At 68.2% G+C, this 16,612-nt stretch carries 11 protein-coding genes; 3 read left to right on the top strand and 8 right to left on the bottom strand.

Features of this window, described 5'->3' with window-relative positions; all coding sequences use genetic code 11:
* Positions 1 to 87: 87 nt before the first annotated feature.
* The 7 genes from IEZ05_RS22315 to ngcE all read right to left on the bottom strand — a co-directional run bounded on the left by IEZ05_RS22315 (position 88) and on the right by ngcE (position 8,349).
* Positions 88 to 1,380, bottom strand: coding sequence for a sugar ABC transporter permease (locus IEZ05_RS22315; protein WP_189231968.1), 1,293 nt, complete (start codon positions 1,378 to 1,380; stop codon positions 88 to 90).
* Complete coding sequence (locus IEZ05_RS22310) at positions 1,377 to 2,168, bottom strand: ATP-binding cassette domain-containing protein (RefSeq protein WP_189231967.1); 792 nt, start codon at positions 2,166 to 2,168, stop codon at positions 1,377 to 1,379. Before IEZ05_RS22310 ends, IEZ05_RS22315 begins: the two co-directional genes overlap by 4 nt.
* A 162-nt stretch (positions 2,169 to 2,330) precedes the next feature.
* Positions 2,331 to 3,434 carry an ABC transporter substrate-binding protein gene (locus IEZ05_RS22305; RefSeq protein ID WP_189232005.1) on the bottom strand — a complete coding sequence of 368 codons (1,104 nt, stop codon included), beginning with the start codon at positions 3,432 to 3,434 and terminating at the stop codon, positions 2,331 to 2,333.
* A gap of 133 nt (positions 3,435 to 3,567) precedes the next feature.
* A complete protein-coding gene (locus IEZ05_RS22300; RefSeq protein ID WP_189231966.1) occupies positions 3,568 to 4,779 on the bottom strand; it encodes an ROK family transcriptional regulator in 1,212 nt (403 codons plus the stop codon).
* A gap of 183 nt (positions 4,780 to 4,962) precedes the next feature.
* Positions 4,963 to 5,886 carry a carbohydrate ABC transporter permease gene (locus IEZ05_RS22295; protein WP_189231965.1) on the bottom strand — a complete coding sequence of 308 codons (924 nt, stop codon included), beginning with the start codon at positions 5,884 to 5,886 and terminating at the stop codon, positions 4,963 to 4,965.
* 2 nt (positions 5,887 to 5,888) lie between these two features.
* Complete coding sequence (locus tag IEZ05_RS22290; RefSeq protein ID WP_189231964.1) at positions 5,889 to 6,815, bottom strand: carbohydrate ABC transporter permease; 927 nt, start codon at positions 6,813 to 6,815, stop codon at positions 5,889 to 5,891.
* Between the two features lie 85 nt (positions 6,816 to 6,900).
* The gene (gene ngcE, locus IEZ05_RS22285; protein ID WP_189231963.1) at positions 6,901 to 8,349 is read right to left on the bottom strand and encodes an N-acetylglucosamine/diacetylchitobiose ABC transporter substrate-binding protein; all 1,449 of its coding nucleotides are present in this window, start codon (positions 8,347 to 8,349) and stop codon (positions 6,901 to 6,903) included.
* 424 nt (positions 8,350 to 8,773) lie between these two features.
* On the opposite strand from ngcE, the gene IEZ05_RS22280 reads away from it, so the two are divergent.
* Both IEZ05_RS22280 and IEZ05_RS22275 read left to right on the top strand, forming a co-directional pair.
* Positions 8,774 to 12,577, top strand: coding sequence for a GH92 family glycosyl hydrolase (locus tag IEZ05_RS22280; protein WP_189231962.1), 3,804 nt, complete (start codon positions 8,774 to 8,776; stop codon positions 12,575 to 12,577).
* Between the two features lie 159 nt (positions 12,578 to 12,736).
* Positions 12,737 to 13,267, top strand: a complete 531-nt coding sequence (locus IEZ05_RS22275; RefSeq protein ID WP_189231961.1) for a hypothetical protein — start codon at positions 12,737 to 12,739, stop codon at positions 13,265 to 13,267.
* A gap of 81 nt (positions 13,268 to 13,348) precedes the next feature.
* On the opposite strand, the gene acnA is transcribed toward IEZ05_RS22275, so the two are convergent.
* Positions 13,349 to 16,063, bottom strand: coding sequence for an aconitate hydratase AcnA (gene acnA, locus IEZ05_RS22270; RefSeq protein WP_308426940.1), 2,715 nt, complete (start codon positions 16,061 to 16,063; stop codon positions 13,349 to 13,351).
* A 291-nt stretch (positions 16,064 to 16,354) separates the two neighbouring features.
* Here acnA and IEZ05_RS22265 point away from each other — a divergent pair, with 291 nt between their 5' ends.
* Complete coding sequence (locus IEZ05_RS22265) at positions 16,355 to 16,552, top strand: DUF4236 domain-containing protein (protein ID WP_189231959.1); 198 nt, start codon at positions 16,355 to 16,357, stop codon at positions 16,550 to 16,552.
* The last annotated feature ends 60 nt before the right edge of the window (positions 16,553 to 16,612 follow it).

Below are 16,612 nucleotides of genomic sequence, written 5' to 3'. Positions count from 1 at the left end.
TGCGGCCAGGGGGCGTCGTTTGAATCCTGCCGGGATCGCGGGGCCTGGCACCGTCGCCCGGAGCCCGCCTGATCCGCACGACAGCCCCTAGGCGCGGCCGGCCGTCTTCTGTGTCTTGCGGGTGACCGCGTCGATGACGACGGTCGCCAGCAGCACACCACCGGTGATCATGTACTGGACCGGCGAGGCGATGCCCTCCAGGGCGAGGCCGTACTGGATCGAGATGATGACCATCACACCGAGCAGCGCGTCCCAGGTGCGGCCGCGGCCGCCGAAGAGGGACGTGCCGCCGATCACGGCCGCGGCGATGACGTTCATCAGGAACTCACCGGTGCCCGCGCCCTGGTTGGCGGAGGCGATCTTCGAGGCGACGAAGAGGCCGCCGATCGCGGCGAAGGTACCGGCGATCGCGAAGACCGAGATGCGGACCAGGTCGACGTTGATACCGGCCCTGCGGGACGCCTCGACGCTGCCGCCGAGCGCGTAGATCTTGCGACCGTAGGCGGTGCGGCGCAGCACGAAGTCCGTGAGCAGCAGGAACGCCAGGAAGATCACCACGGCCAGGGGCAGGCCCTTGTACTGGTTGAAGACGATCGCCACGGCGAAGGCCAGCACGGCCAGCAGCACCGTGCGCACGACGATCTCGCTCAGCGGCCGGGACGGCACCCCGGCGGCCGCGCGGCGGCGGTTGTCGAAGAACGCGGTGAGGAAGTACCCCGCGGTCACGACGATCGCCAGGCCGTAGGCGGCGGCCACGTCGGTGAAGTAGTAGCTGGTCAGCTTGGCGACCACACCGTCGGCGTCCAGGTTGATGGTGCCGTTGCTGCCGAGGATCTGCAGCATGAAGCCCTGCCAGAACAGCAGGCCGGCCAGGGTCACGGCGAAGGCCGGGACACCGATCTTCGCGAAGACGAAGCCGTGGATCGCGCCGGCCACGGTGCCCGTGAGGATGGCCAGCACCAGGGCCAGGATCTCGTTCATCCCGTGCGTGACGCTCAGCACCGCGAAGGTGGCGCCCGCGACACCGCTGACCGAGCCGACCGACAGGTCGATCTCGCCGAGCAGCAGGACGAAGACGATGCCGACGGCGATCATGCCGGTGCCGACCATGGCGATCGACATGTCGGAGAAGTTGCCGGCGGTGAGGAAGTTGGAGTTCAGGCTGGTGAAGATGGCCCAGATGATCAGCAGACCGACGACGACCGGGAGGGACCCGAGGTCACCGGCCTTCATCTTCCGCTTGAACTCGCTGAGGTAGCCCGCGAAGCCCTGCTCGCGCACCAGCAGCCGGGGGTCGACCGTGGGGACCGCGGCGGAGGCGGCCTCGGGGTTCTCCACGGCGTGGTCCCCGGCGGGGGTGGAGGTCTTGTCGATACTCACTTCTGGATCTCCCCATTGGTGCGCGCCGCACGACGGGTCACGGCGTTGTCCGTGGCGCCCGTGATGGCGGAGATGATCTCTTCCTGCGAGGTCGACTTGACCTCGAAGACGCCGTTGTTGCGCCCGAGGCGCAGGACGGCGACCTTGTCGGCGACCGCCTTCACATCGGCCATGTTGTGGCTGATGAGGATGACGGCGTGACCGCGCTCGCGCAGCCGCTCGACCAGGTCGAGGACCTGCGCGGTCTGCTCGACGCCGAGGGCGGCGGTGGGCTCGTCGAGGATGACCAGCTTGGGCTCGCCGAGCATGGAGCGGGCGATCGCCACGACCTGGCGCTGACCGCCGGAGAGGGAGGCGATCGGGATGCGGACGCTGGGGATGCGGATGGACAGCGTGTCCAGCAGCTCGCGGGACCGGCGCTCCATCTCCACCTCGTCCAGGACGCCGCGCTTGCGCAGCTCCCGGCCCAGGTAGAGGTTGCCGACGACGTCGATGTTGTCGCACAGCGCGAGGTCCTGGTAGACCGTCGCGATGCCCAGGTTCTGGGCGTCGTGCGGCCTGTTGATGGTGACGGCCTTGCCGTCCCACTCGATGGCGCCCTCGTCGATGGGGTGCACGCCGGCGATCGTCTTGACCAGCGTGGATTTTCCGGCTCCGTTGTCGCCGACCAGGGCGACCACCTCACCGGCGTGGACCTCAAGCTCTACGTCGGTGAGCGCCTGGACGGCACCGAATCGCTTGGAGACCCCGCGCAACGCCAGCACGGGCGTAGCGGACACGTGAACCATCTCCTTCGCCGCCTGACCCGGCGGGAGGTTGTGCAGAAGTTTGGGGGTGGTGATTTCCGTCCGGCGCCCCGCGTAGCTTGCGGGGCTGATGATGCGGGGCGCCGGAGGAAGCCGCGTGCAGCCGGTCCCGTACCCGCTCGGCGGGTACGGGGACGGGACTGCTTACTTCAGGCCGGCCTTGTCGCAGGCGGCCTTGTACTTGCCGGCGCAGATCTCGTCGAGGGTGTAGAAGCCCTCCTTGATGACGGTCTCGTTGATGTTGTCCTTGGTCAGCGAGACGACCGGGACGAGCACCGTCGGAACGCCCTTGGTGGTGGCGCTGTCGGCCTTGCTCGTGGCGATGGAGTCGAGCGACTTGCCCTGGGCGAGGGCGACGGCCATCTCACCGGCGACCGCGGCCTCCTGCGGGTACGACTTGTAGACGCTCATGTACTGCTCACCGGTGAGGATGCGCTGCACGCCCGCGAGCTCGGCGTCCTGGCCGGTGACCGGGATGTTGCTGATGCCGGCGGCCTTCAGGGCGGTGATGATGCCGCCCGCCATGCCGTCGTTGGCGGAGTAGACGCCGACGATCTTGTCCTTGCCGAGGGCGGAGATGGCGCCCTCCATGTTGGCGTTGGCGTTCTCCGGCTTCCACTCCTTGGTGTCGTACTCGCGGCCGACCTTCACCTTGCCGTCGAGGACGGAGTGGGCGCCCTCCTTGAACTGGGCGGCGTTCGGGTCGGTGGAGGAACCGTTCATCATGACGATCTGGCCGTCCTTGGCCTTGTCGCCCAGCGCCTTCAGCAGGGCCTCGCCCTGCGTCTTGCCGACGGTCACGTTGTCGAACGAGGTGTAGGCGTCGATCGGGCCCTCGGCCAGGCGGTCGTAGGCGACGACCGGGATGCCCGCGTCCTTGGCCTTCTTGATCGAACCGGCGATGGCCTTGGAGTCCACCGCGTCCACGATCAGGACGTCGACCTTGTTGGTCACCATCGTGTCGACCTGCTGCGACTGCTGGCTGGCGTCCTGCTTGGCGTTGGCGTAGACCACCTCGCCCTTGTTGTTCGTGAGCTCCTTGACCTTCTTCTCGATCAAGGGCTTGTCGAACTTCTCGTAGCGCGCGGTCTGGTTCTCCGGAAGGAGCAGACCGACCTTGATGGCGTCGCCCTTCTTGGCGCCGGAGTCGGACGAGTCGGCCTTGTCGCCGGACTCCTTGGCGCTGCCACAGGCGGCGAGCGAGACGGCCATGGCGGTGGCGGCAACGGCAACGGCGGCACGACGCATACGCGTGTTCACTTCAGAAACCTCCCTGACGAGGCCGCGTCGTTGCGGCCGAGGTGGCTGGAAGTCAACTCGGCCACACGTGCGACGTCAAGAAGTAAATCCTTAACGAGATGGCAACGGTGCCATCCGTTCTCTAAGTGAAGGCAGGGGTGGCCGCGGACAGGGCGCCGGTCGCACTCCCGTCCAAAAGCGTCGAATCGCCCATCTCGCTGAGCGCCAGGGCGAGCGCTCCGAGGACCTCCGCACGGCCCCCAAGTGCCCCCGGAAGTACGGAGAGTTGACGCGCCGCGCTGGGGATGGCGTAGCGGCCGACGGACTCCCTTATCGGGCCGAGCACCAACTCACCCGCCTCGGCGAGATCGCCGCCGAGGACCACGCGGCTCGGGTTGAGCAGGTTGCAGAGATTGGCGACTCCACTGCCGATGTGACGGCCGACGTCGGCGATCACCCGACGGCAGCCCGGGTCGCCGTCCCGCGCCAGCCGCACGACGCCTTCCATCGTCAGGTCCGTGCCGTGACTGGGCTGGAGCAGCGGGAGCACATAGCGTGCGGCCGCGAAGGTCTCCAGGCAGCCGCGGTTTCCGCAGCGGCAGACGGGACCGGCTTCATCCAGAGTAATATGCCCGATTTCTCCTGCGGTGCCGCCGGGTCCCCGATAGATCTTGCCGTTGATCACGAGACCCGCTCCGACACCGCTGGCGACCTTGATGTACGCCAGGTCGCGCACCCCCCGGCCGCTGCCCCAGACCAGCTCGCCGAGGGCGCCGAGGTTGGCGTCGTTGTCCACGTGCACGGGCACGCCGAGCCGCCCCCGCAGCTCCTCGGCGGGCCGGGTGCCGCCCCAGCCGGGCAGGATGGCGGTCGAGCCCAGCGTCCCCGACTCCACGTCGATCGGGCCGGGCACGCCGAGGCCCACGCCGGCGATCTTGGAACGGTCGACGCCGGTGGCCTCGATCAGTCGGCTGACCAGCTGTTCCGCGCGGTCGAAGCCCTGCGCCGAGGACGCGTCGACGTCCAGCGGCTCGGACTCCTCGGCGAGCACCTGGTGGGCGAGGTTCCCGACCGCGACGCGCAAATGCGTGTGCCCGAAGTCGACACCGATGACGATGCCCGCGTCCCCGCTCAGCGAGACGCTGCGGGCCCGGCGGCCGCCCGCCGAGGTGGGCGTGACCTCGACGGTCCCGCCGTCCTTCAGTTCCCGGACGATGTTCGAGACCGTCGCCGCGGACAGACCCGTCGTCCTCGCGATCTCCGCCTGCGTGAGCGACCCGGCGAGCCGTACCGCTCGTACGACCCGTTCCAGGTTGGCTCGGTGCAGCGACGACTGCGACCCGGGAGTCTCCACGACGACCTCCTGCGCACGGGGCCGCTTCGATGAGGCCCCGTCTATGTCCAACTAGTGAACTCTAAGCTGAGCCGTTCGGGTCGCCTCCCGTCAAGAGGTTGAACCGCATCCGGGTGCCCCGCACACGCACACGTATGCCGCCCCCGATGGTCCGGGAGCGGCATGCGCGAGGGTCGGGGCGGGCTACTTCAGGGCGCCCGCCGTGAGGCCCTGGACCACCTGGCGCTGGAAGATGATGTAGGCGGCCAGCACCGGCAGCATCGCCATCACCAGGCCCGCGAAGAGGCCGGACCAGTCGCCCTTGTAGCCCTGGCTGACCGCCAGTTGCACCAGGCCCTGGGTGAGGACGTGCTTGTCCGGGTCGGTGTTCAGCACGGTGGGCAGCATGTACTGGTTCCACTGCCCCAGGAAGTTGAAGATCCCCACGCTGATCAGGCCGGGCTTGGCCATCGGCAGCATGATCTGGAAGAACGTCCGGGTGTGGGAGGCCCCGTCCACGAACGCCGCCTCCGCCACCGAGCTCGGCAGGGTCCGGAAGAACCCGGTCAGGAAGAACACCGTGAACGGCAGCGAGTACGCGATGTAGACCAGGATCAGCCCGTGGATGGTGTTCAGCAGGCCCATGTTGTCCACCACGTAGAACAACGGGACCAGCGCGAGCATGATCGGGAAGCTCATGCCGCCGATGAACAAGTAGTAGATGAACCGGTTGCCCGGGAAGTCGAACCGGGCGAGCACGTAGGCCGCCATGGAGCCGAGCACCAGGGTGCCGACGAGCGAGCCGCCGACCACCAGCACGGTGTTGAGGAAGTAGTCGCCCATGTGGGCCTGTGACCAGGCCCGCGACCAGTTGTCGAAGTGCAGCTTGTCGGGCAGCGACCAGGGCGAGCCGAAGATGGAGGCGTCGTCCTTGAAGGAGGTCATCACCGCCCACACCAGCGGCATCCCGACCATGATCGCCCAGATGACGAGGACGCCGTGGGAGAAGACGTTGAGGGTGGTGCCCTCCTTCTTCCCCTTGGTGAGTCCGCCGGGCGGGGCCTCGGTCTTGCGGACGACAGGGCCGGACTCGGCCGGTACGGGGGCGGGGGTCTCGGTCGTCTTCATGATCAGAACTCCAGCCGCTCGCGCCGGCCCAGTCGCATCACGACGGCGGCGAAGGCCAGCGTGACGATGAGCAGGGCGACGCCGATCGTGGTGGCGTAGGCGGCCTGACCGTCACGGAACGCCTTCTGGTACACGTACAGGACCATGACGGTGGTCGAGTAGTCGGGGCCGCCGGGGCCGGTCGTCATGATCTGTACGACCGCGAACGACTCGGCGCCGAGCGCGAGGATGCCCATGTAGACCCAGCCGGACTGCACGGTGTCCCACAGCAGCGGCAGGGTGACCTTGAAGAAGGTCGTCGCGCGGTTCGCCCCGTCCAGCAGCGCGGCCTCGTACAGCTCCGCCGGGATGGACGCCATGCCCGCGGAGAACAGGACCACGAAGAAGCCGACCGTGGACCAGACGAGCACCGCCATCACGCACCACAGCGCCAGGTTCGGGTCGCCCAGCCACAGCGGCTGGATCGATTCGAGTCCGATGCCGCGCAGCAGCGAGTTGATCGCGCCGCTGTCCGGGTTGTACGCGAACGCGAACAGCAGGGCGACGATCGCGATCGACAGCACCTGGGGGAAGAAGTAGACGATCTTGTAGAAGCCGGAGCCGCGGACACCGGTGATCACCGGCCCGCCGCGGCGGTGGCGTCCCCCCACGTTGATCATGAAGGAGAAGAACAGCGCCAGGCCGAGCGTCACCAGCGGCACCAGCAGGGCGAACATCACGCTGTGCTGCAACGACTTCCAGAAGATGTCGTCGTCGAGCATCCGTGAGTAGTTGTCGAAGCCGACCATCGTGAACTCGGGACTCAGTCCCGTCCAGTCCGTGAACGAGTAGTAGATGGACTGGATGAACGGCCAGACGACGAAGAGCGCGTACAGTCCCAGGGGAACCGCCAGGAACCCCACGATGAACCGGTACTTGCCGTGCTGCATTGCTACCGACCCCGATCTGCGCGCGGGTGGCGCCGCCAGGGCCCGGCCGGCGACGATCCGCCGGCCAGGCCCTGGTGACACGTCCTCACTGGTGCTTGTAGTGCTTGATCGAATCGTCCTTGGCCGCCTCGTCGGCGAAGCCCTGGATCTTCTTGATGGCCTCGGCCGGGGTGAGGCGGCCGGCCATCATCTCGCCGAGTCCGGAGACGCCGATCTTCTCCTTCTGGAGCTGCACGTACCAGTCCTGCAGACGCGGGTTCACCACGTTGGTGCCCGCCAGTTCCAGCGCCGCGACACCGGACTTGAGGCCCGGGGTGAGCTCGATGCCCTCGGTGCCGCCGTTGTACGCGGTCAGCGACTTCACCTTGGCCGTGAAGTTCTTCGAGGACGCCTCGCCGAGCATGATGCGCAGCTGCTCCATGCCGCCGGCGCCGTTGGCCGCCTTGGCCGGGACGATGAACGGCTCGCCGCCGGAGGCCCAGATGGTGCCGAACGGCATCTTGTCGGAGGAGTCGATGCCGGGCGGGGCCGAGACGGAGAGCTGGAAGTCGGCGGGGATGACCTTCGCGGACTCGTTCTCCACCCACGAGCCGTTCGGGATGAACAGGGCGTCGCCCTTGGCCCACGCGGTCTGCGACTGGATGTGGTCCAGACCCGGGGTGCCCTTGAGGACGTAACCCTTCTTGTAGAGCTCGTAGTAGGCCTCGAAGACGGTCTTGACCGCCGGGTGCTTCCAGGCGTTCGGCTCGAGGTTGTCGATGGCGTCGAGCACGTCGACGCCGCCGACCTTGGCGATCATCGGGTACATCGAGAAGGGAAGGTAGTAGGGGTACTTGCCGGCGTAGGTCCAGCCGGCCATGCCCTTCTTCTTCGCCTTCTCGCAGACGGCGAGCATCTCGTCCCAGGTCTTGGGGTACTCGGCGTCGAGCGAGTCCAGGGCCTTCTGGGAGTACCAGTTGCCGTACACCGTGTAGGCGTAGTAGAGGATCCAGACCTTCTCGCCGTCGAACTGGCCCATCTCCACGATGCCGGGACGCAGCGTGTCGCGGACCTTCTTGCTCGGGTCGTCGTAGGACGGGGCGTCCAGCAGCGGGGTGAGGTCGGCGAGCTGGTTCTTGCCGACCAGCACGCCCATGTCCATCTGCTCGGCGCCCGAGTTGTCGACGAGGTCGGGCGGGTTGCCACCGTTGAAACGCGGCTGCAGCGTGGACTGGATCTTCTGCGTGGCGGCGAACTTCACCTTGGCCTTGGGGAAGTTCTGCTCGTAGATCTTGACGGCGTCCTCGGCGTACTCCTTGCCGAAGCCGCCGTCGAAGAGGACGAATTCCATCTGGGCGGTCTCGTTGACGGCCAAGGGGTTCTTGGCCGTCTTCTTGCCGGACTCGGCCTTCTTCTGGTCGTCCCCGCCGCCGCTCGCGCAGGCGGACAGGAAACTCATGGTCGGTACGGAGATCAGGCCGAGCGCGGCGGACCGCTTGATCAGATCGCGGCGGCCGACGCCCGTTCGGTTGTTCTCGGCGGAAGTGGATCCCATGCTCAAGTCCTCGCCTTCTCCAGGACTCAGGCGGTGAACCGGATCCTCCCCGGCACCGCGATCGGGTCACGCTGGGTCGTGCAGGAAGTGCGGATGCTGCTGTACGGGCGCCTTGGCGGTGTGCTTTCGCGGTTCCCCCCACGGATCCCCCGGTGGCCGACAGGTATAGTCCACTTCCGGTCGACGGAGCAAGATCGAATGCATGGTTCCCGGCACGTCTTTTCCGAGTTGAGACCTGGCGGAAATATGGGCGGACCGTGTGCCCCCTGAAGGAAATCTCACGGGCACCGCACCTGGGCGCCACAGGCAACACCCTTGACACCACTGGCATCTTCACGCGCTACTGTTCCTTGCGCTGCGAATTTGACAACGTTGTCCACTACCCGGAAAGCACTTCCGGGGAGCGCAGGGAGGGTGCTGGGGCATGCGGTACAGAGTTCGGCACAGATGGGGCCCGGCGGTCGTGCTGACGACCGCCTTCACGGTGGCGGTGGGTTCGCAGGGGGCCGCGGTGGCGCTGCCCGCGGCGCCCGCCGCCGCCGACCGGGAGTTCGCGTCCTCGTTCGAGGCGGACGACCCGGTTCCGGACTGGCTCAACACGGTGGAGACCGCTCCGGACGGCAGCAAGCGCGCCGCGGGCGTCGACGGCGGGTACAGCACGGGCATACCGGGCAATGTCACCGACCACGTCACCGACGTGCGGGCGAGCGACGAGAACACCGGCGGCGGCGAGGTGAAGGAGAACCTCGTCGACGGTGAGCCGAGCACCAAGTGGCTGACCTTCGCCAAGACCGGCTGGGCCGAGTTCGACCTGGACAAGCCGGTGAGCATCACCAAGTACGCGCTCACCTCGGCCAATGACCACGACGAGCGCGACCCGGCGGACTGGACGCTCCAGGGCTCGGTGGACGGCACGACCTGGCAGACCCTCGACAGCCGCTCCGGGCAGTCCTTCGGCGAGCGGTTCCGGACGAAGACCTACGATCTCGCCCAGCCGGCCGAGTACCGGCACTTCCGGCTGGAGGTCACGAAGAACAACGGCGGGGACATTCTCCAGCTCGCCGACGTGCAACTGTCCACCGGCGACAGCGACACGCCCGTCCCCGAGGACATGCTCTCGCTCGTCGACCGCGGCCCGAGCGGCTCGCCGACCGCCAAGGCGGGCGCCGGCTTCACCGGCAAGCGCGCCCTCAGGTACGCCGGCCGGCACACCGCGGACGGCCGGGCCTACTCGTACAACAAGGTCTTCGACGTCGACGTGAAGGTCGACCGCCGCACCGAGCTGTCGTACAAGATCTTCCCGTCGATGGCGGACGGCGACCTCGACTACGACGCCACGAACGTCTCCGTCGACCTGGCCTTCACCGACGGCACCTACCTGAGCGACCTGGGCGCCACCGACCAGCACGGGTTCGCGCTGACGCCGGCCGGGCAGGGCGCCGCCAAGGTCCTCTACGTCAACCAGTGGAACGCCGTCGAGTCGGGCATCGGCACCGTCGCGGCCGGCAAGACCGTCGACCGGATCCTGGTGGCGTACGACTCCCCCAAGGGCCCGGCGAAGTTCCGCGGCTGGCTGGACGACGTGGCCATCAGGTCCGTCGGACCGGAGCGGCGCGAGGCCCATCTGTCCGACTACGCGCTGACCACCCGCGGCACCAACTCCAGCGGCGGCTTCTCGCGTGGCAACAACATCCCGGCGACCGCCGTACCGCATGGCTTCAACTTCTGGACGCCGGTGACCAACGCGGGCTCGCTGAGCTGGCTGTACGACTACGCGCGCGGCAACAACGCGGACAACCTGCCGACGCTCCAGGCGTTCAGCGCGAGTCACGAGCCGAGCCCGTGGATGGGCGACCGGCAGACCTTCCAGGTGATGCCCTCCGCCGCCTCCGGCACCCCCGACACCGGCCGGGAGGCGCGCGAGCTGGCCTTCCGGCACGAGAACGAGACCGCCCGGCCGTACTACTACGGGGTGCGGTTCGAGAACGGTCTGAAGGCCGAGATGGCGCCGACCGACCACGCGGCGATCATGCGCTTCACCTACCCCGGTGACGACGCGAGCGTGATCTTCGACAACGTCACCGACCAGGCCGGCCTGACCCTGGACAAGGAGACCGGCACCTTCACCGGCTACTCGGACGTCAAGTCCGGGCTGTCCACGGGCGCCACCCGGCTGTTCGTGTACGGCGAGTTCGACAGGAAGGTCACCGGCGGCGACTCGGCCGGCGTCAAGGGCCACCTGCGCTTCGACGCCGGCGAGGACCGCACGGTGACGCTGCGCCTGGCGACCTCGCTGATCGGCGTCGACCAGGCGAAGGACAACCTGCGCCAGGAGATCCCGAAGCGCACCTCCTTCGACAAGGTCCGGAAGAACGCCCAGAAGCAGTGGGACCGGATCCTCGGCAAGGTCGAGGTGGAGGGCGCCACGCGGGACCAGCTGACCACCCTGTACTCCAGCCTCTACCGGCTGTACCTGTACCCGAACGCCGGCCACGAGAAGGTCGGCGGCACGTACAAGTACGCCTCGCCGTTCCAGAAGATGCCGGCGGCGGACACCCCGACGCAGACCGGCTCGAAGGTCATGGACGGCAAGGTGTACGTCAACAACGGCTTCTGGGACACCTACCGGACCACCTGGCCCGCGTACTCGTTCCTGACGCCGTCCACGGCCGGTGAGCTGGTCGACGGCTTCGTGCAGCACTACAAGGACGGCGGCTGGACCTCACGCTGGTCCTCCCCCGGCTACGCGGACCTGATGACCGGCACCTCCTCGGACGTGGCGTTCGCGGACGCCTACGTCAAGGGCGTCGACTTCGACGCGAAGGCGGCGTACGAGGCGGCCGTCAAGAACGCCACCGCGGTGCCCCCGTCCTCGGGCGTGGGCCGCAAGGGAATGGCCACTTCGCCGTTCCTCGGCTACACCAGCACCGAGACGCACGAGGGCCTGTCGTGGGCGCTGGAGGGCTACCTCAACGACTACGGCATCGCGAAGATGGGCGAGAAGCTCTACAAGGAGACCGGCGAGAAGCGGTACCAGGAGGAGTCGGCGTACTTCCTCGACCGCGCCCAGGACTACGTCAACATGTTCGACGCGAAGGCCGGCTTCTTCCAGGGCAAGGACGCGGCGGGCAAGTGGCGCGTGGACTCCGCCAAGTACGACCCGCGTGTGTGGGGCTACGACTACACGGAGACCAACGGCTGGGGCTACGCCTTCACCGCCCCGCAGGACAGCCGGGGCCTGGCCAACCTGTACGGCGGGCGCAAGGGCCTCGGCGACAAGCTCGACGAGTACCTCGCCACCCCGGAGACGGCCTCCCCCGAGTTCGTCGGCTCCTACGGCGGTGTCATCCACGAGATGACCGAGGCGCGCGACGTCCGCATGGGCAACTACGGGCACTCCAACCAGGTCGCCCACCACGCGCTGTACATGTACGACGCGGCCGGGCAGCCGTACAAGACGCAGAAGAACGTCCGCGAGGTGCTCTCCCGCCTGTACACCGGCAGCGAGATCGGCCAGGGCTACCACGGCGACGAGGACAACGGCGAGCAGTCGGCCTGGTTTCTCTTCTCCTCCCTGGGCTTCTACCCGCTGGTGATGGGCAGCGGCGAGTACGCCATCGGCTCCCCGCTGTTCACGAAGGCGACCGTCCACCTGGAGAACGGGCGGGAGCTGGTCGTGAAGGCGCCGAAGAACAGCACGAAGAACGTCTACGTGCAGGGTCTGAAGGTCAACGGCAAGCGCTGGAACTCCACTTCGCTCCCCCACTCGCTGCTGGCGAAGGGCGGCGTCCTGGAGTTCGACATGGGTGCGAAGCCGTCCGCGTGGGGCACCGGCAAGGACGCGGCGCCGGTGTCGATCACCCAGGACGACCGGGTGCCGGCGCCGCGCGCGGACGCCCTGTCCGGTGACGGGGCGCTCTTCGACGACACGTCGGCGACGGACGCGGCGGTGACGTCGGTGGACCTGCCGGTGTCCGGTGAGGGCGTCAAGGCGGTCCAGTACACCCTGACCTCCTCGGCGGACCGGACGAAGGCCCCGGCCGCCTGGACGCTCCAGGGCTCGTCCGACGGCATCACCTGGCGGACCCTGGACCAGCGCTCCGGCGAGTCCTTCGCCTGGGACTGGCAGACGCGGGCGTTCTCGGTGAAGTCGCCGGGCACGTACGCGAAGTACCGGCTGGTCCTGGACGGCGAGCACACGCTGGCGGAGGTGGAACTGCTGGCGTGAGCCGGCGCGGGGGTGGCGGGTGCGGGCCTGTGGCCCGAAACCGCCACCCCCGCGTGTCGCCCCGTTCCCCGTAGGTGACGCAGGCACCAGAATGGGCGGGCGTCACCGGCCGGCGCCGGACGGCGCACGGTCATCGCGCGCTCGACGGAGGGGGAACACGTGCGGACGAGCATCGGCAAACGGTTCACGGGGCTGGTCACGGGGGCGCTGCTGGCGGCGGGGGCCCTGTTCGCGACGGCCGCGCCGGCCCAGGCGTACGACCCCGATCCCGGCGTCGCCACGTACTACCGCGACACCGGCACCTGCCCGTGCAGCGGCGGCACCCTCACCGACCCGTTCGACAGCACCTCCTTCGCGTACGACGCGGGCGGCACCGCCGTCAAGATGGAACTGAGCGACGCGGGCTGGTTCGTGGGCAAGGTGGAGTTCCATCCGAACGACGAGAAGCTCTGGGTGTACGACACCAGGAACGACGGCGACACCTTCTACGTGGCCGTCGGCTACTCGTCCGGCGGCTCGTACCACGACCTGGGCACGTTCTCCGCGCCGGGCACCTCGGAGACCGTGGACCTCACGGTGAAGGACCTCGACATCCCGGACGGCGCGTACGTCGACATCACGCTGTACGACGGGGCCGGCCGCACCGACTACATCGCCGCGGCCCGCGGCACGGGCGGGGCGGTCGCCTGACGTCCGCGGGCGCCCGCCGGAACGCCCGAGGGCCGCACCCCCGTGACGGGGGTGCGGCCCTCGACCGCTGTGCCGTACCGCTTACTTGCGGATCAGGCTGCGCAGCACGTACTGCAGGATGCCGCCGTTGCGGTAGTAGTCGGCCTCACCGGGGGTGTCGATGCGGACGACCGCGTCGAACTCGACACCGGTGTCGGTGGTGACCTTCACCGTGCGCGGGGTGGTGCCGTTGTTCAGCTCGGTGACGCCGGAGACGGAGAAGGACTCTTCGCCGGTCAGGCCGAGGGAGGCCGCGGTCTGGCCCTCCGGGAACTGGAGCGGCAGGACGCCCATGCCGATGAGGTTCGAGCGGTGGATGCGCTCGTAGGACTCGGCGATGACGGCCTTGACGCCGAGGAGCGCGGTGCCCTTGGCGGCCCAGTCGCGGGACGAGCCGGAGCCGTACTCCTTGCCGGCCAGGACGACGAGCGGGATGCCCTGCTCGATGTAGTTGCGGGAGGCGTCGTAGATGAACGACACCGGACCGCCGTCCTGGGTGAAGTCGCGGGTGTAGCCGCCCTCGGTGCCCGGCGCGATCTGGTTGCGCAGGCGGATGTTGGCGAACGTGCCGCGGATCATGATCTCGTGGTTGCCGCGGCGCGAGCCGTAGCTGTTGAAGTCGCGGCGCTCGACGCCGTGCTCCGTCAGGTACTTGCCCGCCGGGGTGTCGGCCTTGATGGCACCGGCCGGGGAGATGTGGTCGGTGGTGACCGAGTCGCCCAGCTTGGCGAGCACCCGGGCGCCGGAGATGTCCTCGACCGGGGCCGGCTCCATGCCCATGCCCTCGAAGTACGGGGGCTTGCGGACGTAGGTGGACTCGGTGTCCCACTCGAAGGTGTCGCCGGTCGGGATGGACAGCGCCTGCCACTGGGCGTCGCCCGCGAAGACGTCGCTGTAGGACTTGGAGAACATGTCCTCGCCGATGGCGTTGGCGACGACGTCGTTGACCTCGGCCTCGGAGGGCCAGATGTCCTTCAGGTAGACCGGGTTGCCGTCCTGGTCGGCGCCGAGGGCGTCCTTGGTGATGTCGACCTTCATCGAACCCGCGAGGGCGTAGGCGACGACCAGCGGCGGGGACGCCAGGTAGTTCATCTTGACGTCGGGGTTGATGCGGCCCTCGAAGTTCCGGTTGCCGGAGAGGACCGAGGTGACGGCGAGGTCGTGGTCGTTGACGGCCTTGGAGACCTCGTCCGGCAGCGGGCCGGAGTTGCCGATGCAGGTGGTGCAGCCGTAGCCGACGAGGTTGAAGCCGACCTTGTCGAGGTACGGGGTCAGGCCCGCCTTCTCGAAGTAGTCGGTGACGACCTTGGAGCCCGGGGCGAGGGTGGTCTTGACCCACGGCTTGCGGGTCAGGCCCTTCTCGACCGCCTTCTTGGCCACCAGGGCGGCGGCGACCATGACGTACGGGTTGGAGGTGTTGGTGCAGGAGGTGATGGCCGCGACCGTCACCGCACCGTGGTCCAGCTCGTAGGTCGTGCCGTCGGGGGCGGTGACCGGGACCGGGTTGGACGGCACGCCGTTGGTGACGGCGGGGGCGTCGGAGGCCGGGAAGGACTCCTGGCCCGCCTCGTCCACGCTGTCGACGTAGTTGCGCACGTCCTGCTTGAACTGCTCGGCGGCGTTCGCCAGGATGATGCGGTCCTGCGGGCGCTTCGGGCCGGCGATGGAGGGCACGACCGTCGACAGGTCGAGCTCGAGCTTCTCGGAGAAGTCCGGCTCGGCCTTCGGGTCCAGCCAGAGGCCCTGCTCCTTGGCGTACGCCTCGACGAGGGCGACCTGCTGGTCGGAGCGGCCGGTCAGGCGCATGTAGTTCAGCGTCTCGCCGTCGATCGGGAAGATCGCGGCGGTGGAGCCGAACTCCGGCGACATGTTGCCGATGGTGGCGCGGTTGGCCAGCGACGTGGCGGCGACGCCCTCGCCGTAGAACTCGACGAACTTGCCGACGACGCCGTGCTTGCGCAGCATCTCGGTGATCGTGAGCACCAGGTCGGTGGCGGTGGTGCCGGCCGGGAGCTCACCGGTGAGCTTGAAGCCGACGACGCGCGGGATCAGCATGGAGACCGGCTGGCCGAGCATCGCGGCCTCGGCCTCGATGCCGCCGACGCCCCAGCCGAGGACGCCGAGGCCGTTGACCATGGTGGTGTGCGAGTCGGTGCCGACCAGGGTGTCGGGGTACGCCTTGCCGTCACGGGTCATGACGACGCGGGCCAGGTGCTCGATGTTCACCTGGTGGACGATGCCGGTGCCGGGCGGGACGACCTTGAAGTCGTCGAAGGCGGTCTGGCCCCAGCGCAGGAACTGGTAGCGCTCCTTGTTGCGGCCGTACTCCAGGTCGACGTTCTGCTGGAAGGCGTCGTTGGTGCCGAACTTGTCGGCGATGACGGAGTGGTCGATGACCATCTCGGCCGGGGAGAGCGGGTTGATCTTGTTCGGGTCGCCGCCCAGCTCCTTGACGGCCTCGCGCATGGTGGCGAGGTCGACGACACAGGGCACGCCGGTGAAGTCCTGCATGATCACGCGGGCGGGCGTGAACTGGATCTCCTGCGACGGCTGGGCCTGCGAGTCCCAGCCGCCGAGGGCGCGGATGTGGTCGGCGGTGATGTTCGCGCCGTCCTCGGTGCGGAGCAGGTTCTCCAGCAGCACCTTCAGGCTGTAGGGAAGGCGCGCGGAGCCCTCGACCTTGTCCAGCCGGAAGATCTCGTACGACTCGTCGCCCACCTGCAGCGTGCTGCGGGCGTCGAAGCTGTTCGCCGACACGACAGTCTCCTTCATTTATGTGCGCGTACCACCGCATCCTGCCGCCACGCCGCCCTGGCCGGTCCGCTAAGGTAGGGCTAAGTTAGGTAACCCTTACCAGGGTGGCGGCTGCGGTGCGCCTCGGCAGATATCTCGATGTCGAGATAACTCTAGTACATGGGGGCGGGCTGGTCATGCCCGGGCGCGGTGTGGCGTGTACCCCACCCGAGTGACCCGGGCGGCCATCTCTACGCCGAACCGGGGTATCCGACTTGCGCCGGGACCATCCGGCACGACTCGGAAGGAGGCACGATGCCGCTCACGTTCCGCAAGAGCTTCCGGATCCTCCCCGGAGTACGGCTGAACATCAACAAACGTTCGTGGTCCATCACGACCGGTGGCGGGAACGGCCCGCGCCACACCCGCAGCAGCACGGGACGACGTACGACATCGATGGATCTGCCGGGACCTTTCGGCTGGCGCCGCACGACCACCGATCGGCGCCGCTGACGTCCCTTTGACGTCCCATCACCCGAACGGACCCCCCAAGAGGCGCCATCTCATATCTGA

It is taken from the genome of Streptomyces flaveolus (genome assembly GCF_014648815.1).
GTDB lineage: Bacteria > Actinomycetota > Actinomycetes > Streptomycetales > Streptomycetaceae > Streptomyces > Streptomyces flaveolus.
Note: the sequence above shows the minus strand (reverse complement) of the source record. Positions and strands in the feature narration are given on the sequence as shown.

What these genes read in the sequence shown, in the direction of transcription:
- IEZ05_RS22310 (WP_189231967.1), bottom strand. Translation starts at nt 2,168, where the DNA reads ATGGTTCACGTGTCCGCTACGCCCGTGCTGGCGTTGCGCGGGGTCTCC.
- IEZ05_RS22305 (WP_189232005.1), bottom strand. Translation starts at nt 3,434, where the DNA reads ATGCGTCGTGCCGCCGTTGCCGTTGCCGCCACCGCCATGGCCGTCTCG.
- IEZ05_RS22295 (WP_189231965.1), bottom strand. Translation starts at nt 5,886, where the DNA reads ATGAAGACGACCGAGACCCCCGCCCCCGTACCGGCCGAGTCCGGCCCT.
- IEZ05_RS22290 (WP_189231964.1), bottom strand. Translation starts at nt 6,815, where the DNA reads ATGCAGCACGGCAAGTACCGGTTCATCGTGGGGTTCCTGGCGGTTCCC.
- ngcE (WP_189231963.1), bottom strand. Translation starts at nt 8,349, where the DNA reads ATGGGATCCACTTCCGCCGAGAACAACCGAACGGGCGTCGGCCGCCGC.
- IEZ05_RS22280 (WP_189231962.1), top strand. Translation starts at nt 8,774, where the DNA reads ATGCGGTACAGAGTTCGGCACAGATGGGGCCCGGCGGTCGTGCTGACG.
- IEZ05_RS22265 (WP_189231959.1), top strand. Translation starts at nt 16,355, where the DNA reads ATGCCGCTCACGTTCCGCAAGAGCTTCCGGATCCTCCCCGGAGTACGG.